This window comes from Chryseobacterium sp. FG46 (genome assembly GCF_057809135.1).
The window spans coordinates 74,001-89,794 of the sequence record NZ_JBMDJJ010000009.1; the positions used below are offsets into that span (position 1 = coordinate 74,001).

General features: G+C 33.7%; 17 protein-coding genes, 1 tRNA gene and 2 pseudogenes. 3 read left to right on the top strand and 17 right to left on the bottom strand.

The window, feature by feature from the left end:
* Window positions 1-73: 73 nt before the first annotated feature.
* Window positions 74-685 (bottom strand): methyltransferase family protein, encoded by a 612-nt coding sequence (locus ACODR7_RS08855; RefSeq protein ID WP_488838704.1) that lies wholly within the window; start codon window positions 683-685, stop codon window positions 74-76.
* Between the two features lie 251 nt (window positions 686-936).
* Window positions 937-1,509 carry a C40 family peptidase gene (locus tag ACODR7_RS08860; protein WP_488838705.1) on the bottom strand — a complete coding sequence of 191 codons (573 nt, stop codon included), beginning with the start codon at window positions 1,507-1,509 and terminating at the stop codon, window positions 937-939.
* A 154-nt stretch (window positions 1,510-1,663) separates the two neighbouring features.
* Here ACODR7_RS08860 and ACODR7_RS08865 point away from each other — a divergent pair, with 154 nt between their 5' ends.
* A complete protein-coding gene (locus tag ACODR7_RS08865) occupies window positions 1,664-2,302 on the top strand; it encodes a hypothetical protein (protein WP_488838706.1) in 639 nt (212 codons plus the stop codon).
* Window positions 2,303-2,342: 40 nt separating this feature from the next.
* On the opposite strand, the gene ACODR7_RS08870 is transcribed toward ACODR7_RS08865, so the two are convergent.
* Window positions 2,343-2,711: a hypothetical protein gene (locus tag ACODR7_RS08870; protein ID WP_110366091.1), complete on the bottom strand. Its 369-nt coding sequence runs from the start codon at window positions 2,709-2,711 to the stop codon at window positions 2,343-2,345.
* A 383-nt stretch (window positions 2,712-3,094) separates the two neighbouring features.
* Between ACODR7_RS08870 and ACODR7_RS08875 the strand changes: the two genes are divergently transcribed.
* Entirely contained in the window at window positions 3,095-3,778 is a 684-nt protein-coding gene (locus ACODR7_RS08875; RefSeq protein ID WP_488838707.1) for a hypothetical protein, read from the top strand.
* Window positions 3,779-3,924: 146 nt separating this feature from the next.
* Here ACODR7_RS08875 and ACODR7_RS08880 read toward each other — a convergent pair whose 3' ends face one another.
* The 5 genes from ACODR7_RS08880 to ACODR7_RS08900 form a co-directional block, all read right to left on the bottom strand.
* On the bottom strand, window positions 3,925-4,962 hold the full coding sequence (locus tag ACODR7_RS08880) for an alpha/beta hydrolase (protein ID WP_488838708.1): 1,038 nt from the start codon (window positions 4,960-4,962) through the stop codon (window positions 3,925-3,927).
* Window positions 4,963-5,314: 352 nt separating this feature from the next.
* Window positions 5,315-5,388 (bottom strand) — tRNA-Ala (locus tag ACODR7_RS08885).
* Between the two features lie 641 nt (window positions 5,389-6,029).
* Window positions 6,030-6,983 carry an acyl-CoA dehydrogenase family protein gene (locus tag ACODR7_RS08890; RefSeq protein ID WP_488838709.1) on the bottom strand — a complete coding sequence of 318 codons (954 nt, stop codon included), beginning with the start codon at window positions 6,981-6,983 and terminating at the stop codon, window positions 6,030-6,032.
* The gene (gene pnuC, locus ACODR7_RS08895) at window positions 6,973-7,566 is read right to left on the bottom strand and encodes a nicotinamide riboside transporter PnuC (RefSeq protein ID WP_488838710.1); all 594 of its coding nucleotides are present in this window, start codon (window positions 7,564-7,566) and stop codon (window positions 6,973-6,975) included. The genes ACODR7_RS08890 and pnuC overlap by 11 nt, the downstream gene beginning before the upstream one ends.
* A 224-nt stretch (window positions 7,567-7,790) precedes the next feature.
* Window positions 7,791-8,402: an alpha-ketoglutarate-dependent dioxygenase AlkB family protein gene (locus tag ACODR7_RS08900; RefSeq protein WP_488838711.1), complete on the bottom strand. Its 612-nt coding sequence runs from the start codon at window positions 8,400-8,402 to the stop codon at window positions 7,791-7,793.
* Window positions 8,403-8,779: 377 nt separating this feature from the next.
* Between ACODR7_RS08900 and ACODR7_RS08905 the strand changes: the two genes are divergently transcribed.
* Window positions 8,780-11,389 carry a TonB-dependent receptor gene (locus ACODR7_RS08905; RefSeq protein WP_488838712.1) on the top strand — a complete coding sequence of 870 codons (2,610 nt, stop codon included), beginning with the start codon at window positions 8,780-8,782 and terminating at the stop codon, window positions 11,387-11,389.
* Between the two features lie 238 nt (window positions 11,390-11,627).
* Here ACODR7_RS08905 and ACODR7_RS08910 read toward each other — a convergent pair.
* From ACODR7_RS08910 to ACODR7_RS08950, 9 genes and pseudogenes are all read right to left on the bottom strand, one after another.
* Window positions 11,628-11,687 (bottom strand): annotated as a pseudogene (locus ACODR7_RS08910) (hypothetical protein); the annotation flags it as partial.
* An 88-nt stretch (window positions 11,688-11,775) separates the two neighbouring features.
* Window positions 11,776-12,219 (bottom strand): hypothetical protein, encoded by a 444-nt coding sequence (locus ACODR7_RS08915; RefSeq protein WP_488838713.1) that lies wholly within the window; start codon window positions 12,217-12,219, stop codon window positions 11,776-11,778.
* A gap of 432 nt (window positions 12,220-12,651) precedes the next feature.
* Window positions 12,652-13,095: a hypothetical protein gene (locus ACODR7_RS08920; protein ID WP_488838714.1), complete on the bottom strand. Its 444-nt coding sequence runs from the start codon at window positions 13,093-13,095 to the stop codon at window positions 12,652-12,654.
* A gap of 12 nt (window positions 13,096-13,107) precedes the next feature.
* A complete protein-coding gene (locus tag ACODR7_RS08925) occupies window positions 13,108-13,542 on the bottom strand; it encodes a hypothetical protein (protein WP_488838715.1) in 435 nt (144 codons plus the stop codon).
* A 15-nt stretch (window positions 13,543-13,557) separates the two neighbouring features.
* A pseudogene (locus ACODR7_RS08930) lies at window positions 13,558-13,617 on the bottom strand (hypothetical protein); the annotation flags it as partial.
* 148 nt (window positions 13,618-13,765) lie between these two features.
* On the bottom strand, window positions 13,766-14,095 hold the full coding sequence (locus ACODR7_RS08935) for a hypothetical protein (protein WP_488838716.1): 330 nt from the start codon (window positions 14,093-14,095) through the stop codon (window positions 13,766-13,768).
* A complete protein-coding gene (locus ACODR7_RS08940) occupies window positions 14,088-14,789 on the bottom strand; it encodes a HEAT repeat domain-containing protein (protein WP_488838717.1) in 702 nt (233 codons plus the stop codon). The genes ACODR7_RS08935 and ACODR7_RS08940 overlap by 8 nt, the downstream gene beginning before the upstream one ends.
* 7 nt (window positions 14,790-14,796) lie before the next feature.
* Window positions 14,797-15,363: a hypothetical protein gene (locus ACODR7_RS08945; protein WP_488838768.1), complete on the bottom strand. Its 567-nt coding sequence runs from the start codon at window positions 15,361-15,363 to the stop codon at window positions 14,797-14,799.
* Window positions 15,357-15,794, bottom strand: coding sequence for a hypothetical protein (locus ACODR7_RS08950; RefSeq protein WP_488838718.1), 438 nt, complete (start codon window positions 15,792-15,794; stop codon window positions 15,357-15,359). Before ACODR7_RS08950 ends, ACODR7_RS08945 begins: the two co-directional genes overlap by 7 nt.

Consider the following 15,794-nt stretch of genomic DNA (forward strand, 5'->3'; position numbering starts at 1 on the left):
TTAAATTAGTTTGAAAAATTATACTGCCCAAAGATACAAAAAAGTTCAGCAAAACTGTTTTTAACATTGTGTTTTAATAAAAGGTGAGCATACGCTTCACGCTCTTTTTATAGGTCTGGTAAATTTCTCCGTGTTCCTTTAGAAGAAACTCTTCTTCAAGCCTGATCTGAATCTGCATTAAAATATTTCCCGTCAGTAGAAAAGCAAAAGCAATTACAGTAGGGAAAGCAAGGAAAAATCCAATAAGACTGATGGTCATTCCCAGGAATATGGGATTTCTTGAAAATCTGAATAATCCGTGAGTTACCAGTTCTGTTTTTGCTGAGTTATCAATTCCAATCCTCCATGAGTTTTTCATTTGTAACTGGGCTATGATCACCCAAATCAATGCAAAAATCATTGATATAATTCCTGTGTACTGAAAAATATCATATTCCAGCACATTGATTTTAAAAGCAGAGAAAATGTCTTCCGGAAAAAATAAAAGTAGCATTGTATAGATAAACAAAGCAAATAAAATCAGCTTAAAATACAATCCCACAAGTCCGTATGCGGAATCATCTTTAGGAAGAACGTCAGGATTTTTTCCAATTTGTTTAGCCACTTTGTAGCTAATGCCAACAAATGAGACCAAAAAGAAAATGATGAAGTAAAAAGGGATAAAAAATCTGATGAAATCTGCCATATGATAATAGTTTTGGGCAAATTTGCTAAGTTTCGTGATGCAATGCTATTGCAATGATTGGGGACTTTATTGGGATTGATGAAATTTGCAATTGTAAGCTTAGAAATCCCTATCCGCCGGAGGGGTAGCGAAAATTCAAAGAATTTTTGACGAGATGGTTAAAGAAGATGATGATATAAGTTTTGGCTAAAGCCGGTTGATTTCTTTTTTTCGATTAAACGGGCTAAAGCCCATTTCTATTGATAGAATATTTACAACACTCTTTGAGCATGAAGATAAGCCTTATTCCAATATTTTTCATTCAGGGATGAGATGATCACACCTTTTGAGGTAGAAGCATGAATAAATTTCACTTCTCCGTCAGGACCAATATCATGAACAATTCCCACATGAGATACTCTGCTTCCTCCGGCTGTTGCAAAAAACAACAGATCACCAGGTTTTACGTCTCTTATATCAATATTCTTTCCGGCTTCGGCCTGATCAGAAGATCTTCTGGGAAGATTAAAATCATTTTCTTCAAAAACTTTTACCGTAAATCCCGAACAGTCAAATCCTGAAGAAGTATTGCCTCCGAATTTATAAGGTGTCCCGATATACTTTTCTGCATCTTTCAGAATATCATTGATTGATCTGGAAACACTACCATTAAATTTTGAATCCAGCTTTCTGAGATTTTCAGTTTTTGCAATGGTTTTCGTATTTGACTTTTTACTTCCTGAAGCACTTTTAGAGGATCTGCAGGATACTACAAAAACTGAGACTGCTAATACCGCAACAATCTGCTTTATGTTCATTTTTTGTTCAAATAATTCCGTTCCCATATTCTTCTGATTTATAATTAATTAACAAAACATACGACAAATATACATTTTATATTTTAATTATAAAATAACTATACTACAACTATATGATAAATATAAGTTAAAAATTTGATTTTCATTATTTATTGGTATATTTGATTTCTATTTTGAAAATATGGCAACCTATGAAAGTGTAATCAAGATCACAGGAGCGGTGGGAGATCTGGTATTTTATACTCTGAATGGCAAAAATGTGGTTCGGAAGAAAAGCGGGTTCAATAAAGCCGCCTTTAAAAAAAATCCCTCCTATGAGAAAGTGAGACAGAACAGTTCTGAATTCGGCCACTGTTCCAGAATGGGGAAAATTATCAGGAAAAGCCTGGAATTATATATTAAAGAAGCAGGTGATCCCCTCCTCTACCAGAAGTTTGCAAAGGTAATGACGATCATTAAAGATTTAGATACAGTTTCTGAAAGAGGAAAAAGAACGGTTGAAAATGGTTTAAAGACTGAAGAAGGAAGAAAAATTCTGAGAGAATTTCAATGGGGTGCAATTAATAATGTTTCTGATGGTGTAACAATGAAAGATCATGTTCTGTATAAAAATGATCATTGTACATCAGACCATGGAGTGATTTTAACTTTAAAACTGGATTCTGAAAATTATAGTATCGAAAGTAGTAAGGAAATAATCCGCTGGAATCAGCAACAAGATAAGTCTTTTAAAAAGTACTTTTCTGATGATGATCTTTTGCTCTATTTTGTAACATTAAAGAATGAAAATGACAAGGTTACCCATATAGGATTTGTTTAAATAAAAAAAGTCTGCAGTACATTCTGCAGACTTTCTTGTTTTATTTCTTTTCTCCTTTCCAGCTTCCTGATATTGCAGGTGTTGGAAGTGAGTTGGACCAATTTCCGTTTCCTTTTTTTTCTTTCGTTAACGTTCCTTTGAAATCTCCTTGTGAAGGAAGTCCTACTCTGGCGTTAAGATCTCCTGTCTCACTTAAATTTCCGGTAATACTGTAGTTTTCATTATTCACATCGGAATGCATTGTTCCTACCACTTTACCGCTCTCATCTACCACAAAGTTCCAAACTCCTTTATCTGCTCCTTCATAAGAACCAGACCATGTTCCTACATAATCATAAATAGTATCATCATCAGAGCTGCACCCGATAAATAAAAACGCTGTTAATAAAAGTAAAAAAAGTTTCTTCATAGTTTCAGTAGTTTTATAACCTAAAATCCTGTTATTCTCCTGCGCTTTCTTCCTAAAAATCCAGTTACAGAGAATGTTTCTTAATATTTATTATTTTTTTGTTCCGTGCAAATCTACTAATTTTTTTATTCAAATTATCTGAATTTTAATCAGCATCCAATATGTTTATTAAAAAACAACATATTTCGGCTAAAATACAAATATTTTTCAAACAAATACAAGGTATATAAATTTGACTTATTATAAAAATATGGTTAAAAACTAATAGTAATAAGTTCAATATTCGTTTATAATTATATCAATATTAGATTTAAAGCTATTTTTATTTCTACTTTAAAGATATTTCTTACCTTAGTGAAAAAATAAACTTTTCAAAAAATTACATGAAAACAAAAACACTATTTTTAGCAGCACTTGTTATTTGTGGCAGCTCAACAGCGCAAGTTGGGATTAATACATCTACTCCGAGCCATACTTTGGATGTAAATGGCCTGGTAAGAGTAAGAGGACTTTCAAATGCTGAAAAAAAAATTGTTGCAGCGGATGCACAGGGAGTTTTAATTCTTATTTCTCCAGAAGAAATTTTTGCGCCAAAGGCTATACTGAACACATCAACCTCTTCCACTGAACAAAGATCCACTGTATACGAAGGAAAATGCTTTCAACCTGGTGACAATGCTTCTTCCTGTACCGTTTCTGTAAACCATTACTCCTCCTGTGCAGGGTTCACCAATCCTGTAGATACTCAAATTATTGTGGGACAAGGTATCAATACCGGCAACGGACAGTTTCTAGGTACCTGGACTGCCCGATATGTTGACAATAAAGGTTTTACCGGCACAACTCCCGTTGCTAACCAAACGGCACCTGACTATCCCAGAATCTCATATCCAAGTACCAATACAGTCAACTACCTGGGAAATGGAAATTTTGCTGGTCAATGTAATACAGATCTGGTAACTACTATTAACCAGAGCACCGGAGATATAAAAGTAGAGTCTGTAAAGCGAAGCATGTACGCACACCTTGTGTACCTTATTAATATTGCCCGCTCCAGATCTTTATAATAGTTGATATTTGATTTCAAAAAGGCAGCCCCAATATTTTCATTGCGGCTGTTTTTATTTTTTTCAAATCCAGTTTATTCTGTTGGAATTCCTGGAGGAAGTAAAAATAAATATAAAAAGGTTAGCCCCAATTAAGGGGCTATTGTTTAATATTGCTTTTTCTTTTCAATATTTTCAGATAATAAAAGAATCTCTTTATTTATTACATCTGCATTCACTTTTTTGGTAATAATACTGCTATGACTTGCGTTCATTATTATTTGTTTTCCTTGAGAAGAAAGTTCTTTTAGCTCTTTTTGCATATGAAACCATATTTGAAGTTGTTTTTCAGGATCAATTCCTGCCTTCCTGTATTTTTCTTTTTGGGATTCTTTATACTGTTCTGTAGCAGTAAATACCAAAACAGGTAGTGAATCTAATTTCTTTGCCTGCCCTGCCCGCTTCAGTACATCATTGGTAAGTTCATTCTCTCTTAAAAACATACTATAAACATCACCAGAATTATACGTTAGCAACTGTGAGCGGCTATACGCTTCTTTGGGCAAATCATCACCTTGATAAGGCTCTTTGCTAAATATTTTGTTATAAATACCCAAAATACCTAAATCCGCAAGTATAGATCCTATTTTAAATAATTTTGCCTGTTCTGTGGGAATCAATTCTTTTTGTGCTAATCGGTTCCATTGTTCAGGATGGCTTGAATCTATGAATACAATTCCTTTAACTTCGTTTGGATAAAGATCTCTAAATATTCTACTGTAAGGACCTCCCATAGAATGTCCCACCAAAATGTAAGGTGGTTTTTCCCCAATTTTCTCTAATAATTCATGAAGCTGATGCGCATAAAACTCAGGAGATCTATTATTGCTATTACTCGATTCGCTAAACCATTTTCCATCTCTGTCATAGCGTATAACTCTCGTTTTATCCTTTAAACCTTCTGCAATCCAATGCAGCATATCTGTATTACCATGTGCCCCCGCTTCAATAATAACCGTAGGTAGAGATTTTTTATTTCCTTCTATTCTTACATGAATATTAGTTCCATTAACATTCACTAATTTACCTGGCGGAACTGGTTTCGGAGAAAATAATCGATAACACATCCCTAAAAACAGCAATAATATTAGAATTCCTATTATAAGTTTACCTAAAAACTTAAATATTTTTAAAATTGATTTCATAGTTATTTTTAAATCTCAAATTGACATTGTAAGAATTGTACAGAGTATTTTACGAAAAACTAAATTGTGACTGCGTAAATATGTTGCATTGGAAGTTTGATATAGACATGATTAAAAGTTTTCGCGCAAATATAACAAAAGCCCTATCAATAAGAAGGCTGTAACTTACTTAATTTTTCTAAAAAACATACAGACCTTGGTGATTGGTGGTCTCAGCTTATAGCGCATAAATTAATGAATTAAAATATTATTTTTTACGATAAATATTGATTGATGATTTTCTTTCAAAGAAATGAGAAGAATCAGAATTTAGAATATAGAAAAAGCCCTTATGAAAAGGGCTTTACTGTAGTGGAGAATACGGGATTCGAACCCGTGACCTTTTGACTGCCAGTCAAACGCGCTAGCCAACTGCGCCAATCCCCCGTCTTTTATTATAAGGCGGTACAAAAGTAAGTATTTAAATGATATTTGCAACTATTTTATACTTTTTATTGAATTAAAATTGATGAAAACAGACTCAATGATCGTAAAACCAATCATTCTTCATGCAATAACTTTTACTGATTAACCCTGTTTTTACATGAATTTATATTAAATTATGCTACAGTACTGTATATTTTTTATAAAATGGGGTTAATTTTGTTGTTACAATAGTTAACACAACTAAACCATTGCAAATCAAATAGCATATGATCCTTTTATGATACCACTTTTTAATTGTCACTGTAATCCAGTTATCATTTTCGATCAATGAATACATTTCTTCTTTTAAGTACATAATGACATGATCCTTCTTCTTTCCGTTTAATGAAAATAAGTCTTTCATAATCTTTGGTAATTTTTAGTTTAACAAGTTTTTATGTTGGCTTATTTCATGGGTTAGTTTAATTATTCCAAATATAGTGAAATAATATAAAATAATTTATGATGCTAATCATAAAAGAATAATTACATTAATATATTCATAAAAAAATTTATTATTAGAAAATTTTTCTATTCAAAAAGAAAAATCAAGAGCATCAGCAGAAGGTCTGAAATTGGAATGCATTGCCGCTGTAAAGTAGTTACAGAACACCTGATACACTGCAGAATAAGGATCTGTAGCACGGATTCCAAGCTGTGTATAAACAGTAAGATAATTTTTGGACCAGCTCTACTCCATATTCATGAATCTCGTTTTGTTTATCCTCTGAAATTTCTTTCTGATCACCGAGTATATTTTCTACTTCTCTGGCAATATGTAATACTTTTTCCAAATTCTTTTCAACAGATTCTGCAAAACTTTTGAAATTGATCTCAGGACGAATACGTTCTGCTTCTTCAATAAAATGAGAAGCCATTCCCAGATAATTGACCAATAGCGTCAGATCCGCAAAAACCCGAAACGGAATACTGTCCAGAATATCATTTGTGAAAAAAGTATCATAAACAAAACTGTAATCTTCGCTTACAATGACATTTTCAATGGTGAACGAATAGGTTCCGCTGGCTTTCATCCCCATAGACTTCCAGTTGGGGATAATTTGAGCCTGCTCTTTTGGAATAATGAATGAGCGAATAATCTCCTTACCGTCTTTATCCATTATAGGTTTCCCGTTTTCCGTAACCTTGGCATTTAATGTAAAGTGGGTCAGATGAGGTGCTCCTGTTGCAAAATTCCATAAACCGTTTATCAAATAGTTGCCGTTATCTTGTTTTTCTGCAGTTCCGCCAATCATTCCGCTTCCGCCAAAGCAGGTTTCAGAATGGGTAAAGAGTAACTGAGCTACTTCTGGTTTGATATTTCTGGAAAAATAATTCGCTCCTGCACAAAGCGTCAGCATCCAGCCGAAACTTCCATCGGTTTCAGCCCAGCCAAATAATGCTTTAAGTCCTTCTTCAAAACGATAGCCGAGCCCTCCATATTTTTTGGGAACCCAGATTTTAAGTAATCCTTCTTCGTGAATACATTGTATTACCTCATCAGAAATTAGAGAAGCTCCATGAAGTTCTTGTCTGATCTCTTTACTACTCAGCATTGGCTTTGGATTTAATAATTTTTTGCCACTCTATATATCCGGAAATGGCTACTAAAAATAAAAACGACGTTAAAACAGCATAGAGATATAGTTCTTTATGAATCATCAAAGGAATGGAAATGATATTACTGACATTCAGTATCACCCAGTTTTCAATTTTTCTTCTTGCCATGAGCCACATTCCTGCCCAGGCAAAAGCACTCACCAGAGAATCCCAAACAGGAACATCAGAATCGGTAAAGTGAGTAAGAAAAGACCAGAATAAGATAAACGTTCCCAGAACAATTCCTCCGGTAATCCATTTTTCTGTGGTGGTGGTAACGGAGATTTCCATTTCGGATTTCTGTTTCCCGAATTTCCAGTACAGCCATCCGTAGATGCTCATAATCAGATAATAAAGATTTAAGGTAAATTCAGCATAAAGCTTTGAAGCAAGCATCACATACAGCGTAAGCAGAATGCCTGCAATTCCGAAAAGATAGTTGTTGACATTATTTTTACGGGCCAATAAAACCTGAATGACTGAAAATAAGACTCCAAACCATTCCGGTAAGGTAATTTGTTTTAAAATGTCCTGCATCATATTAATTATTAGAAATCAAATGATGAGATGATAAATAAGCAATCCCTACACCGGCATTATCCGGATCAGGTGTGGAAGTACAATCCTGGGTATCATCTCAGCCACTGTTATCTGTAGCACCCCATTGTTGGGGCAAAGGTGCAGTTTTTTTGTGGAAAAAGAAAATACATCAACCTTTTTATTTTGAAATGGAAAATCCTAAATCATCCATTACAATAAGTATTTTATTCTTTACAAACTAACCGGAATGTAAGATTAATACGCTCTTTCATAGAAGTTACAGATTTAGCAATCCGATGTTCCCAGTTTTCCTGGAGATCTCCTTTCATAATCAATAATGAACCGTGAGGAAGCGGCAGACTGTATTTACTCTGATGATGGTCTTTTTTCCTGAAATCAAAGTTTCTGGTCTGCCCTAAACTTACTGATGCAATCACAGGACGTTTTCCGTATCTGCTTTCTTTATCTCTGTGCCAGGCAACAGAATCATTATGATCTCTGTAAAGATTCAGCAATACAGAATTGAACTTATAACCGAATGTTTCTTCTATCCTTTCTTTTAAAGAAAACAGTTCAGGGGTCCAGAGATTATTCTCCACTTCACCATTTCCTAATGGATAATCCGTTTTCGGATCCCCATACCATGCGGTTAAGCGTGGGGTCAGAACCGTTTTATCATACATTTTCTGGGTACGCTGTTTCCAGGGTGCTGTTTCGAGCAGATGATTCTTAAGTTTATCTGCTTCATGCTGGCTCAGGAAATGCTCACTGTATTCCAGAAGGTCTTTTGGAAATTCATATAAATCTTCTGAGTCGAACAAACTAAGCTGAGTCATTTTTTTATTTTTTTAAATAGGAGAAAAGCTTATGGTATTTAAGCAAATAACATTGATATAAATAATATCTGCAAATATATTAATAATGATACAAAATAAATCAAACCTCAAATATCATTAGAAAAAAATACATCCTGGTGGACTTTCAGATGAACTGCATCATTATTTTTATTCGTTAAAAACAAGCCAATTATAGTATAATTCACTTTTATAACAAATTGTAAATTAAAGATCTGAAATAATTAATATGCTCAAAAAAATCAGTAATAATGCATTATACACATACAATAGGAAATCACTTCGTTAAGATTTAATACTTAATTCAAAAATAATTATTCATCTTTGCAGCCTTAAATTCAAAAACGCTAGTTTATTTCATGAGCATTATTTTTAAAAAGCGACTAATTATAGCGCTTGTATTACCTACGGCAGCCTTATATTATGGGCAGAGTACGAAGGATTCTTTAGAGAAATCTAAATCTATTGATGAGGTGATGTTGGTGGGTAGAAACCTTTCCCAAACAGCCAAAGAAAGAAAAACTCCTGTTGCAGTTTCCAATATTAAGGCAGCAGAAATTCAGGAAAAACTGGGAAACAGAGAATTCCCTGAAATTATGAAGTCTACCCCATCCGTTTACGTTACCAAAGTAGGTGGAGGATTCGGAGACAGCAGAATTAACATGAGAGGCTTTGACGGGGCAAACATTGCAGTGATTATCAACGGGCAGCCGGTGAATGACATGCAGGGAGGTACGGTGTATTGGTCAAACTGGACCGGATTGGCTGATATTGCAAGCAATATTCAGATCCAGAGAGGTTTGGGAGCATCTAAATTTGTTGTTCCTTCTGTAGGGGGAACCATCAATATTGTAACCAAAGCTACGGATTCTGAGCAGAAAGCAATGATTAAAGGAGAAGTTGGTAATGACAACTACTCCAGAATATCTGCAATGTACTCTTCCGGTTTAAAAAACAAATGGGGAACAACCGTATTGCTTTCCCGCTGGCAAGGTGACGGATACATCAATGGAACAAAAGGAGAAGGTTACTCATGGTTTTTCTCTACAGGGTTTAAGCCTAATGAAAAGCATGCGTTCAATTTAATCGCTACCGGAGCACCACAGGTACACGATACGAGAAGATCTTCTGCAACCGGAGCAAACGTAGCAACACTGCAGCAGTTTGAAACCTATGGAAGAAGATACAATCCTCAAACAGGAATGCTGAATGGCTCTCAATTCAATTTAGCACCTAACTTCTATCATAAGCCTATTGCATCCCTTAACTGGGACTGGACGATGAATGACAATCTTAAGTTATCTACAGTTCTTTATGGCTCATGGGGACGTGGCGGCGGAGGAACAGGACTTAATGGTTCTATCAAAAATGCAGCCGGACAAACCATGAACTTCATGAATTATGGCGCTGGCGGAGATGGTACCATCAACTGGGATATGATTTATCGTTATAACAGAGGCGGTATGGTAACCGATTATAATGGAAATAACTTCCAGAAATCTACCTTTACAGCACCTGCAGGCTCTCCTGGTGATTATAACGGACAGTATGTATCTACTCTTAACGGAACCAGCGGTATCGTGAGAAAGCAAAGTATCAATGCTCATGACTGGTATGGTGTGATTGCAGATCTTAATTATAAAAAAAATAACTGGACTTTTAACGGAGGTATTGATCTTAAAACATACAAAGGAGCATTATATGATATTGTAACTGACATGTTAGGATCAGATGCATTATTTGTCACTGGTACAGCCAATGCTCCAAAAGGTTACTATATCAATCAAACCGTAAAACCGGAACCGCTTACCAAGCTGAAAGATGCTCAGAAGGTATCTATCCACAACGAAGGTCTGGTAAAATGGGCCGGGATCTATGGAATGGTAGAATACAGCTCTGAAAAACTAAGTGCATCTGTTCAGGGGTCTGTTTCTGAGCAATATTACAAGAGAAGAGACTATATGTTATATACTCCCGGAAATCAGGAGACAAAATGGTATCACAAAACAGGTTATATTGTAAAAGGAGGTGCAAATTATAATATAGATGATCACCATAATGTATTTTTCAATACAGGGGTAATTTCAAGACAGCCGTTATTCAACGCTTTATTCCCTTCAAACCAGAATATTTATAACGATGCAAAGAATGAAAGAATCTTCTCTGTGGAATTGGGATATGGTTTCAAATCGCGTTATATCGATGTGAATATCAACGCTTACAGAACACAGTGGGACGACCGATTTATTTCCAGAACATTCAATGCTACAGCAGCAGATGTTGCTAAATTCTCCCAGCTAAGTCTTGGAAATGCTTATTTCTACAATGCACTGAATGTAGGCCAGCTCCACCAGGGAATCGAGCTGGAAGCAAAGGCAAGACCTTTTGCTAACCTTAGACTGAGAGGAATGGTATCATTGGGTAACTGGAAGTATAAAGGAAATGCCAACTTCAACATCCTTGATGTTCAGAACAACCAGGAAATAGCAGGAGCTACAGGAACAATCAATATCAAAGACCTGAAGGTTGGAGATGCAGCCCAGACAACTGCAAGCATCGGAGCGGATTACAATATCACCAAAGCTTTCAGCATTGATGCCAACTGGGAATATTATGACAAGCTTTATGCTCAGTTCAACCCGATCAACTTTCTTACTGAAGCCGCAAGAGAAAAAGGAATTGTAAAATTGCCAAGCTACCATTTATTTGATGTAGGAGCTTCTTACAAATTCACGCTTGATGCTAAAAAATCTTTAACATTGAGAGCGAATGTATACAACTTATTCAACAAATATTACATTTCTGAATTAAGCTCCAATATTTTTGCTGGTGATAAAATTGCCAATGGTCCGGATGCCGGAAAAACTTATCAGGAAACTGGCAGAGTGTATCAGGGTGTCGCAGACGGAAATACAGGATTCCTTGGTTTTGGAAGAACCTGGTCTGTTGCAGCCACTTTGAGATTCTAAGCAGCCTTATCTGAATAAAACAAAGAGTTGTAATTGTAATGATTACAACTCTTTGTTATTGTTAAACTTCAGCGGGTTTACTGCTTAACTCCATGTCTATCCGATAAGCCAGATCGACAAAAGCAACGGTTCCATTTCCGTCACCTATTTTAGGTACTATTTCTCCTAGTCTTGGCATACCAGCATGTCTCCTAAAGCCATCAATTGACTCCCAAGCATCATTATTAGTATACCCATTATGCACAAGAATCCCATCCTCAGTCACATAATAGTTTTCATTATCCTCAATATCAAAATTATAACCCTATTGAATATAAAAAAGGAAATGTTCAAAACACTTCCTTTTTGTTATAATTAACTATTAGTTTTGGATTTTAGAGCATACTTTATTCATTAACAGGAATTGCCATATCTTCCATATTATTCTTTAAAATTGTGCTAATATAATTACCCTTCTCTCTATCTATACTTGCTGTTGCAAAGGTCATTGGAGATTTATATTTAACCCCTTTAAAATCAGGGCTAGTGAGAACCGGCATCATATAAAATGTATTCTTTTCATTATCAATATCCATCACCCATTTGCCTCCTAAATGTTTTCGAAATGTTTCTCCAATATAAATGGTAAGAAGGTCTAACATTCTAGAATCTTCTTTTAAATTGTTAATCGATGGATAGTTATTGATAATCCATTTCTCTAATTCATCTAATGATTTGATGCTGTAATCCAGAGTAAGATTATTTTCTTGCGCAAACCCTTCTGTAAATGAATCCATTTTTTCTCCGATGAAAAAAATCCATTCCTGAAAGTTTTCTTGTGTATATGACATCTTATTGTTTTGAAAATTATATCTATTTTCTTTGAAGCTTCGTGATCTAAAGATTTGTTACTTCATCAATTTGAAAATCAAGACTTGTAAAATAAATCCAGATCCATTTATTCAGGAAAGTCAAAGTGATTTCATCATACCTTTCATCTTCAGAATAAATGTAACTTTAAAGTTTATCTCTGATCAATCTCTATTATCTACAAACTTTGCTGCTATTCAATACTCATCTTTTTACTTTACAAGGTTAATTAAATCTTCTATTGAATCCCCTCTTACTCCAAACTCTTGATTTCCAACCTCAGTTCGTAATAGATTCATTGCTTTCATTACCAAAATCATAGCTATATTGAGCATAAAAAAGGAATGTTAAAACGTTTCCTTTTTGCTATAATTAAATAGTGTTGGTCTTTAGAGTATTCTTTAATAACACTATTATTCATTAACAGGAATTGCCATATCTTCCATATTATTCTTTAAAATTGTGCTAATATAATTACCCTTCTCTCTATCTATACTTGCTGTTGCAAAGGTCATTGGAGATTTATATTTAACCCCTTTAAAATCAGGGCTAGTGAGAACCGGCATCATATAAAATGCATTCTTTTCATTATCAATATCCATAAACCATTTACCTCCAATATGCTTTCGAAATGTTTCTCCAATATAAATAGTCAGTAAATCCAAAATTGTATGATCTTTTATTAACTGATCTTCATTCTTATAAGTTTTTAAAATCCATCCCTCTAATTCATCTAATGATTTGATACTGTAATCCAGAGTAAGATTATTTTCTTGCGCAAACCCTTCTGTAAATGAATCCATTTTATCATCGATATAAAATATCCAATCTTGAAAGTTTTCTTTTGTATATAACATATTTAATTTATTTTATGGTTTATGTGAAACTTTAATACCTGCAGCTTTCAATTCATCCAGCAATGGTTGGCTTGCACCACCCTCAATTCTCCACTCAATATCCCACCCATCTTTAACCAACTGCTTATCTCTTTTTATTTCGTACATTATTTCTTCTGTCCTTGAGAAATAATTTCCAGACTTCACTTCAATTCCTTTTTGTTTTTTTATATCAGCAATATCTAACCTTCGATTTACAGTATTTCCGTCTAATTCAACTTCTACTGTAACTTCTCGTTTACCCCATCCTACTTTTTCATGATAAGCATCTGCTGCAGCATTTCCTTTATTAGCATTCTGAATAGCAACATCATATCTTTTACTCCAGTCATCATAATCTAGTTCACCACCTCTAGCCTGGTAATCTTCCCATCTTTGAGCTTTATGTTCTGGAGTACCAGCCTCCAATTTATACCCATTATGCACCAGAATCCCATCCTCAGTTACATAATAGTTTTCATTATCCTCAATATCAAAATTATAAACTTTTTCGTAATGGGATAAAAAATCAGACTGTCCATGACAGTCTGATTTATATAATTTTTTCTTTTTCTATAAGAGTGTTGAGTTTATATTAAATCACTTGTTTTCTCATAAAAATTATAACGTTCAACAGACAATCTTCTACCTATTACCACTTTTGAAAAAAAACACCTTCTGGTATTTGCCAAGAGCTATTTTGAAATAAAGATTTAATAATTGTTACACAGTCTTCATATGTACATTCTTTTTGATAAGAACCCATTTCTGTTATTTCAGGAATATCTAGCTGCCAAACATTATCGTTTATCCATGCAAATTGTCTTATTTTATTAAATTCATTCTTAATTCCCAAAAAACTTCCATCTGCTTCGGATAAATTATAAAATCTATTCAGGACATCATCAAGAGTTACTTCAATAGCATTATTAGAAGTAATTTCTTCATTTAAATATTCATCATTATAAAATAATTTATTCATGGATTAATTTTTTTATAATTTTTTCTTTAGATTTTACTATATCTCCAGAAATTTCACCTGTATTGGGGTCTTCTTTTAGACCAAATTTTGTTTTAGTAAGATCTTGAATTACTGCAATCATAATTGCTAAAACTTCTTCATCAGATTCTATCTTTATTTTACTCAATATAAAAGATAAAATACTCTCTTTTGTATCAGGATTACGAAAATAAATTTGACGCATCGCTGTGATTGTAAATCCGCGTAACAGATTTTCTTTTTCTATATCAAAATTATTTTCCAGAACATTTATCGTAGTAGAATCTCCTAGCCAGCCAATAGCTACTATTGCTTTATACCTTACATCTTCATCAGTATCTTTCAAATAAGGAATGATATAGGGTAAATATTTTTTATTATAAGAAAGCCCTATAAGATGTATAATATTAGATTTTTTTAATGAATCTTTTTCCACATTTAACTTTTGTACTAAAAATTCTAATCCACTTTCTCCTCTCTTTAAAAAACCTTTTCCTAATATTCTTTTCAAATCACTATTAGAAGTGTCTTGAAAAAAAGAATAATGCAGTTCCATTCCTTTCTCCGAAGAATCACTTAATAAAGAATTTAAAAAATCATTATGCACCTTGAAACTATCCGTTTCATTTGCTTTTTCATAATCTATAGTAAGTTGCTGGTTTTTATTATCTATCATAATTTTACTATTTTAAAATCTTAGGTTTATTTGCCGGACCAAATTCATGATATTGATCTCCACATATTTTATGTCTTGCTCTATGTGTATCTTTTGGCTGTGTTTTCATATTATCTGCAACATCAATCTCAGATTTACCTTCTTTTGTTTTTCTGGTATAAAGTGGTTCTTCATGGGAAACTTCATAATTATCAGGGACTTTGTTTCCATTATTTTCTTTTATGAATTTTCGAGCATCATCAGTTAAATCTGCAGCCGGGTCATCTGCATCTCTAAGTAATGCTTTTCTCCTTTCTGCCATACTCCTTGAGTAATCATCCTCTCCTTTTGGTTTTGATTTAGTATTAGGGTCTTTAGCATATGTGCCGTCTTCATTTCTTAATTTACCATTACTATCTCTAAAAGTACCTGGAAGATCATTATCTAAATTATTAGCGGTATTGTTATACCCATTATGCACCAGAATCCCATCCTCAGTCACATAATAGTTTTCATTATCCTCAATATCAAAATTATAAACTTTTTCATAATGGGGTAAAAAAAAACTGTCATAATAGACAGTCTTTTTTATAATATTTTTTCTTTTTCTACAGGAGTGTTGAGTTTTATTAAATTACCTGTTTCATCATAAAAATTATAACGTTCAAACTGACAATCTTCTAATTTATATCTTTCTCCATTAAGTATTGAAAAATATTTTCCATCTTTAATTTCCCCAATATTTAGATTAAGTATTATTGCACCTTTTTCGATCTGTTGCCTCCATCCAATTAAATCTTTCGAATAGGACAATCCATAAAAGTGCTTGTTATCTGGAGTAATTATAATAAAATTTTCACTTAAAACGCCCCCTGTTTTAGGGATTAAAGGTGAATTGGCAGATGCAACTATATTAACAAAATTATCTTTTGTAATTTTTCCATTACCACTTTGAATATAAATGTATCTGTACTCTCTAAAATCAAATTCTTCTTTTCCCGGAAGAATTACATTTTCTATTTTCAT

Excerpts from the sequence above, each read along its gene's own strand:
- ACODR7_RS08855 (WP_488838704.1), bottom strand. The coding sequence starts at position 685 with ATGGCAGATTTCATCAGATTTTTTATCCCTTTTTACTTCATCATTTTC.
- ACODR7_RS08860 (WP_488838705.1), bottom strand. The coding sequence starts at position 1,509 with ATGGGAACGGAATTATTTGAACAAAAAATGAACATAAAGCAGATTGTT.
- ACODR7_RS08865 (WP_488838706.1), top strand. The coding sequence starts at position 1,664 with ATGGCAACCTATGAAAGTGTAATCAAGATCACAGGAGCGGTGGGAGAT.
- ACODR7_RS08870 (WP_110366091.1), bottom strand. The coding sequence starts at position 2,711 with ATGAAGAAACTTTTTTTACTTTTATTAACAGCGTTTTTATTTATCGGG.
- ACODR7_RS08875 (WP_488838707.1), top strand. The coding sequence starts at position 3,095 with ATGAAAACAAAAACACTATTTTTAGCAGCACTTGTTATTTGTGGCAGC.
- ACODR7_RS08880 (WP_488838708.1), bottom strand. The coding sequence starts at position 4,962 with ATGAAATCAATTTTAAAAATATTTAAGTTTTTAGGTAAACTTATAATA.
- ACODR7_RS08890 (WP_488838709.1), bottom strand. The coding sequence starts at position 6,983 with ATGCTGAGTAGTAAAGAGATCAGACAAGAACTTCATGGAGCTTCTCTA.
- pnuC (WP_488838710.1), bottom strand. The coding sequence starts at position 7,566 with ATGATGCAGGACATTTTAAAACAAATTACCTTACCGGAATGGTTTGGA.
- ACODR7_RS08900 (WP_488838711.1), bottom strand. The coding sequence starts at position 8,402 with ATGACTCAGCTTAGTTTGTTCGACTCAGAAGATTTATATGAATTTCCA.
- ACODR7_RS08905 (WP_488838712.1), top strand. The coding sequence starts at position 8,780 with ATGAGCATTATTTTTAAAAAGCGACTAATTATAGCGCTTGTATTACCT.
- ACODR7_RS08915 (WP_488838713.1), bottom strand. The coding sequence starts at position 12,219 with ATGTCATATACACAAGAAAACTTTCAGGAATGGATTTTTTTCATCGGA.
- ACODR7_RS08920 (WP_488838714.1), bottom strand. The coding sequence starts at position 13,095 with ATGTTATATACAAAAGAAAACTTTCAAGATTGGATATTTTATATCGAT.
- ACODR7_RS08935 (WP_488838716.1), bottom strand. The coding sequence starts at position 14,095 with ATGAATAAATTATTTTATAATGATGAATATTTAAATGAAGAAATTACT.
- ACODR7_RS08940 (WP_488838717.1), bottom strand. The coding sequence starts at position 14,789 with ATGATAGATAATAAAAACCAGCAACTTACTATAGATTATGAAAAAGCA.
- ACODR7_RS08950 (WP_488838718.1), bottom strand. The coding sequence starts at position 15,794 with ATGAAAATAGAAAATGTAATTCTTCCGGGAAAAGAAGAATTTGATTTT.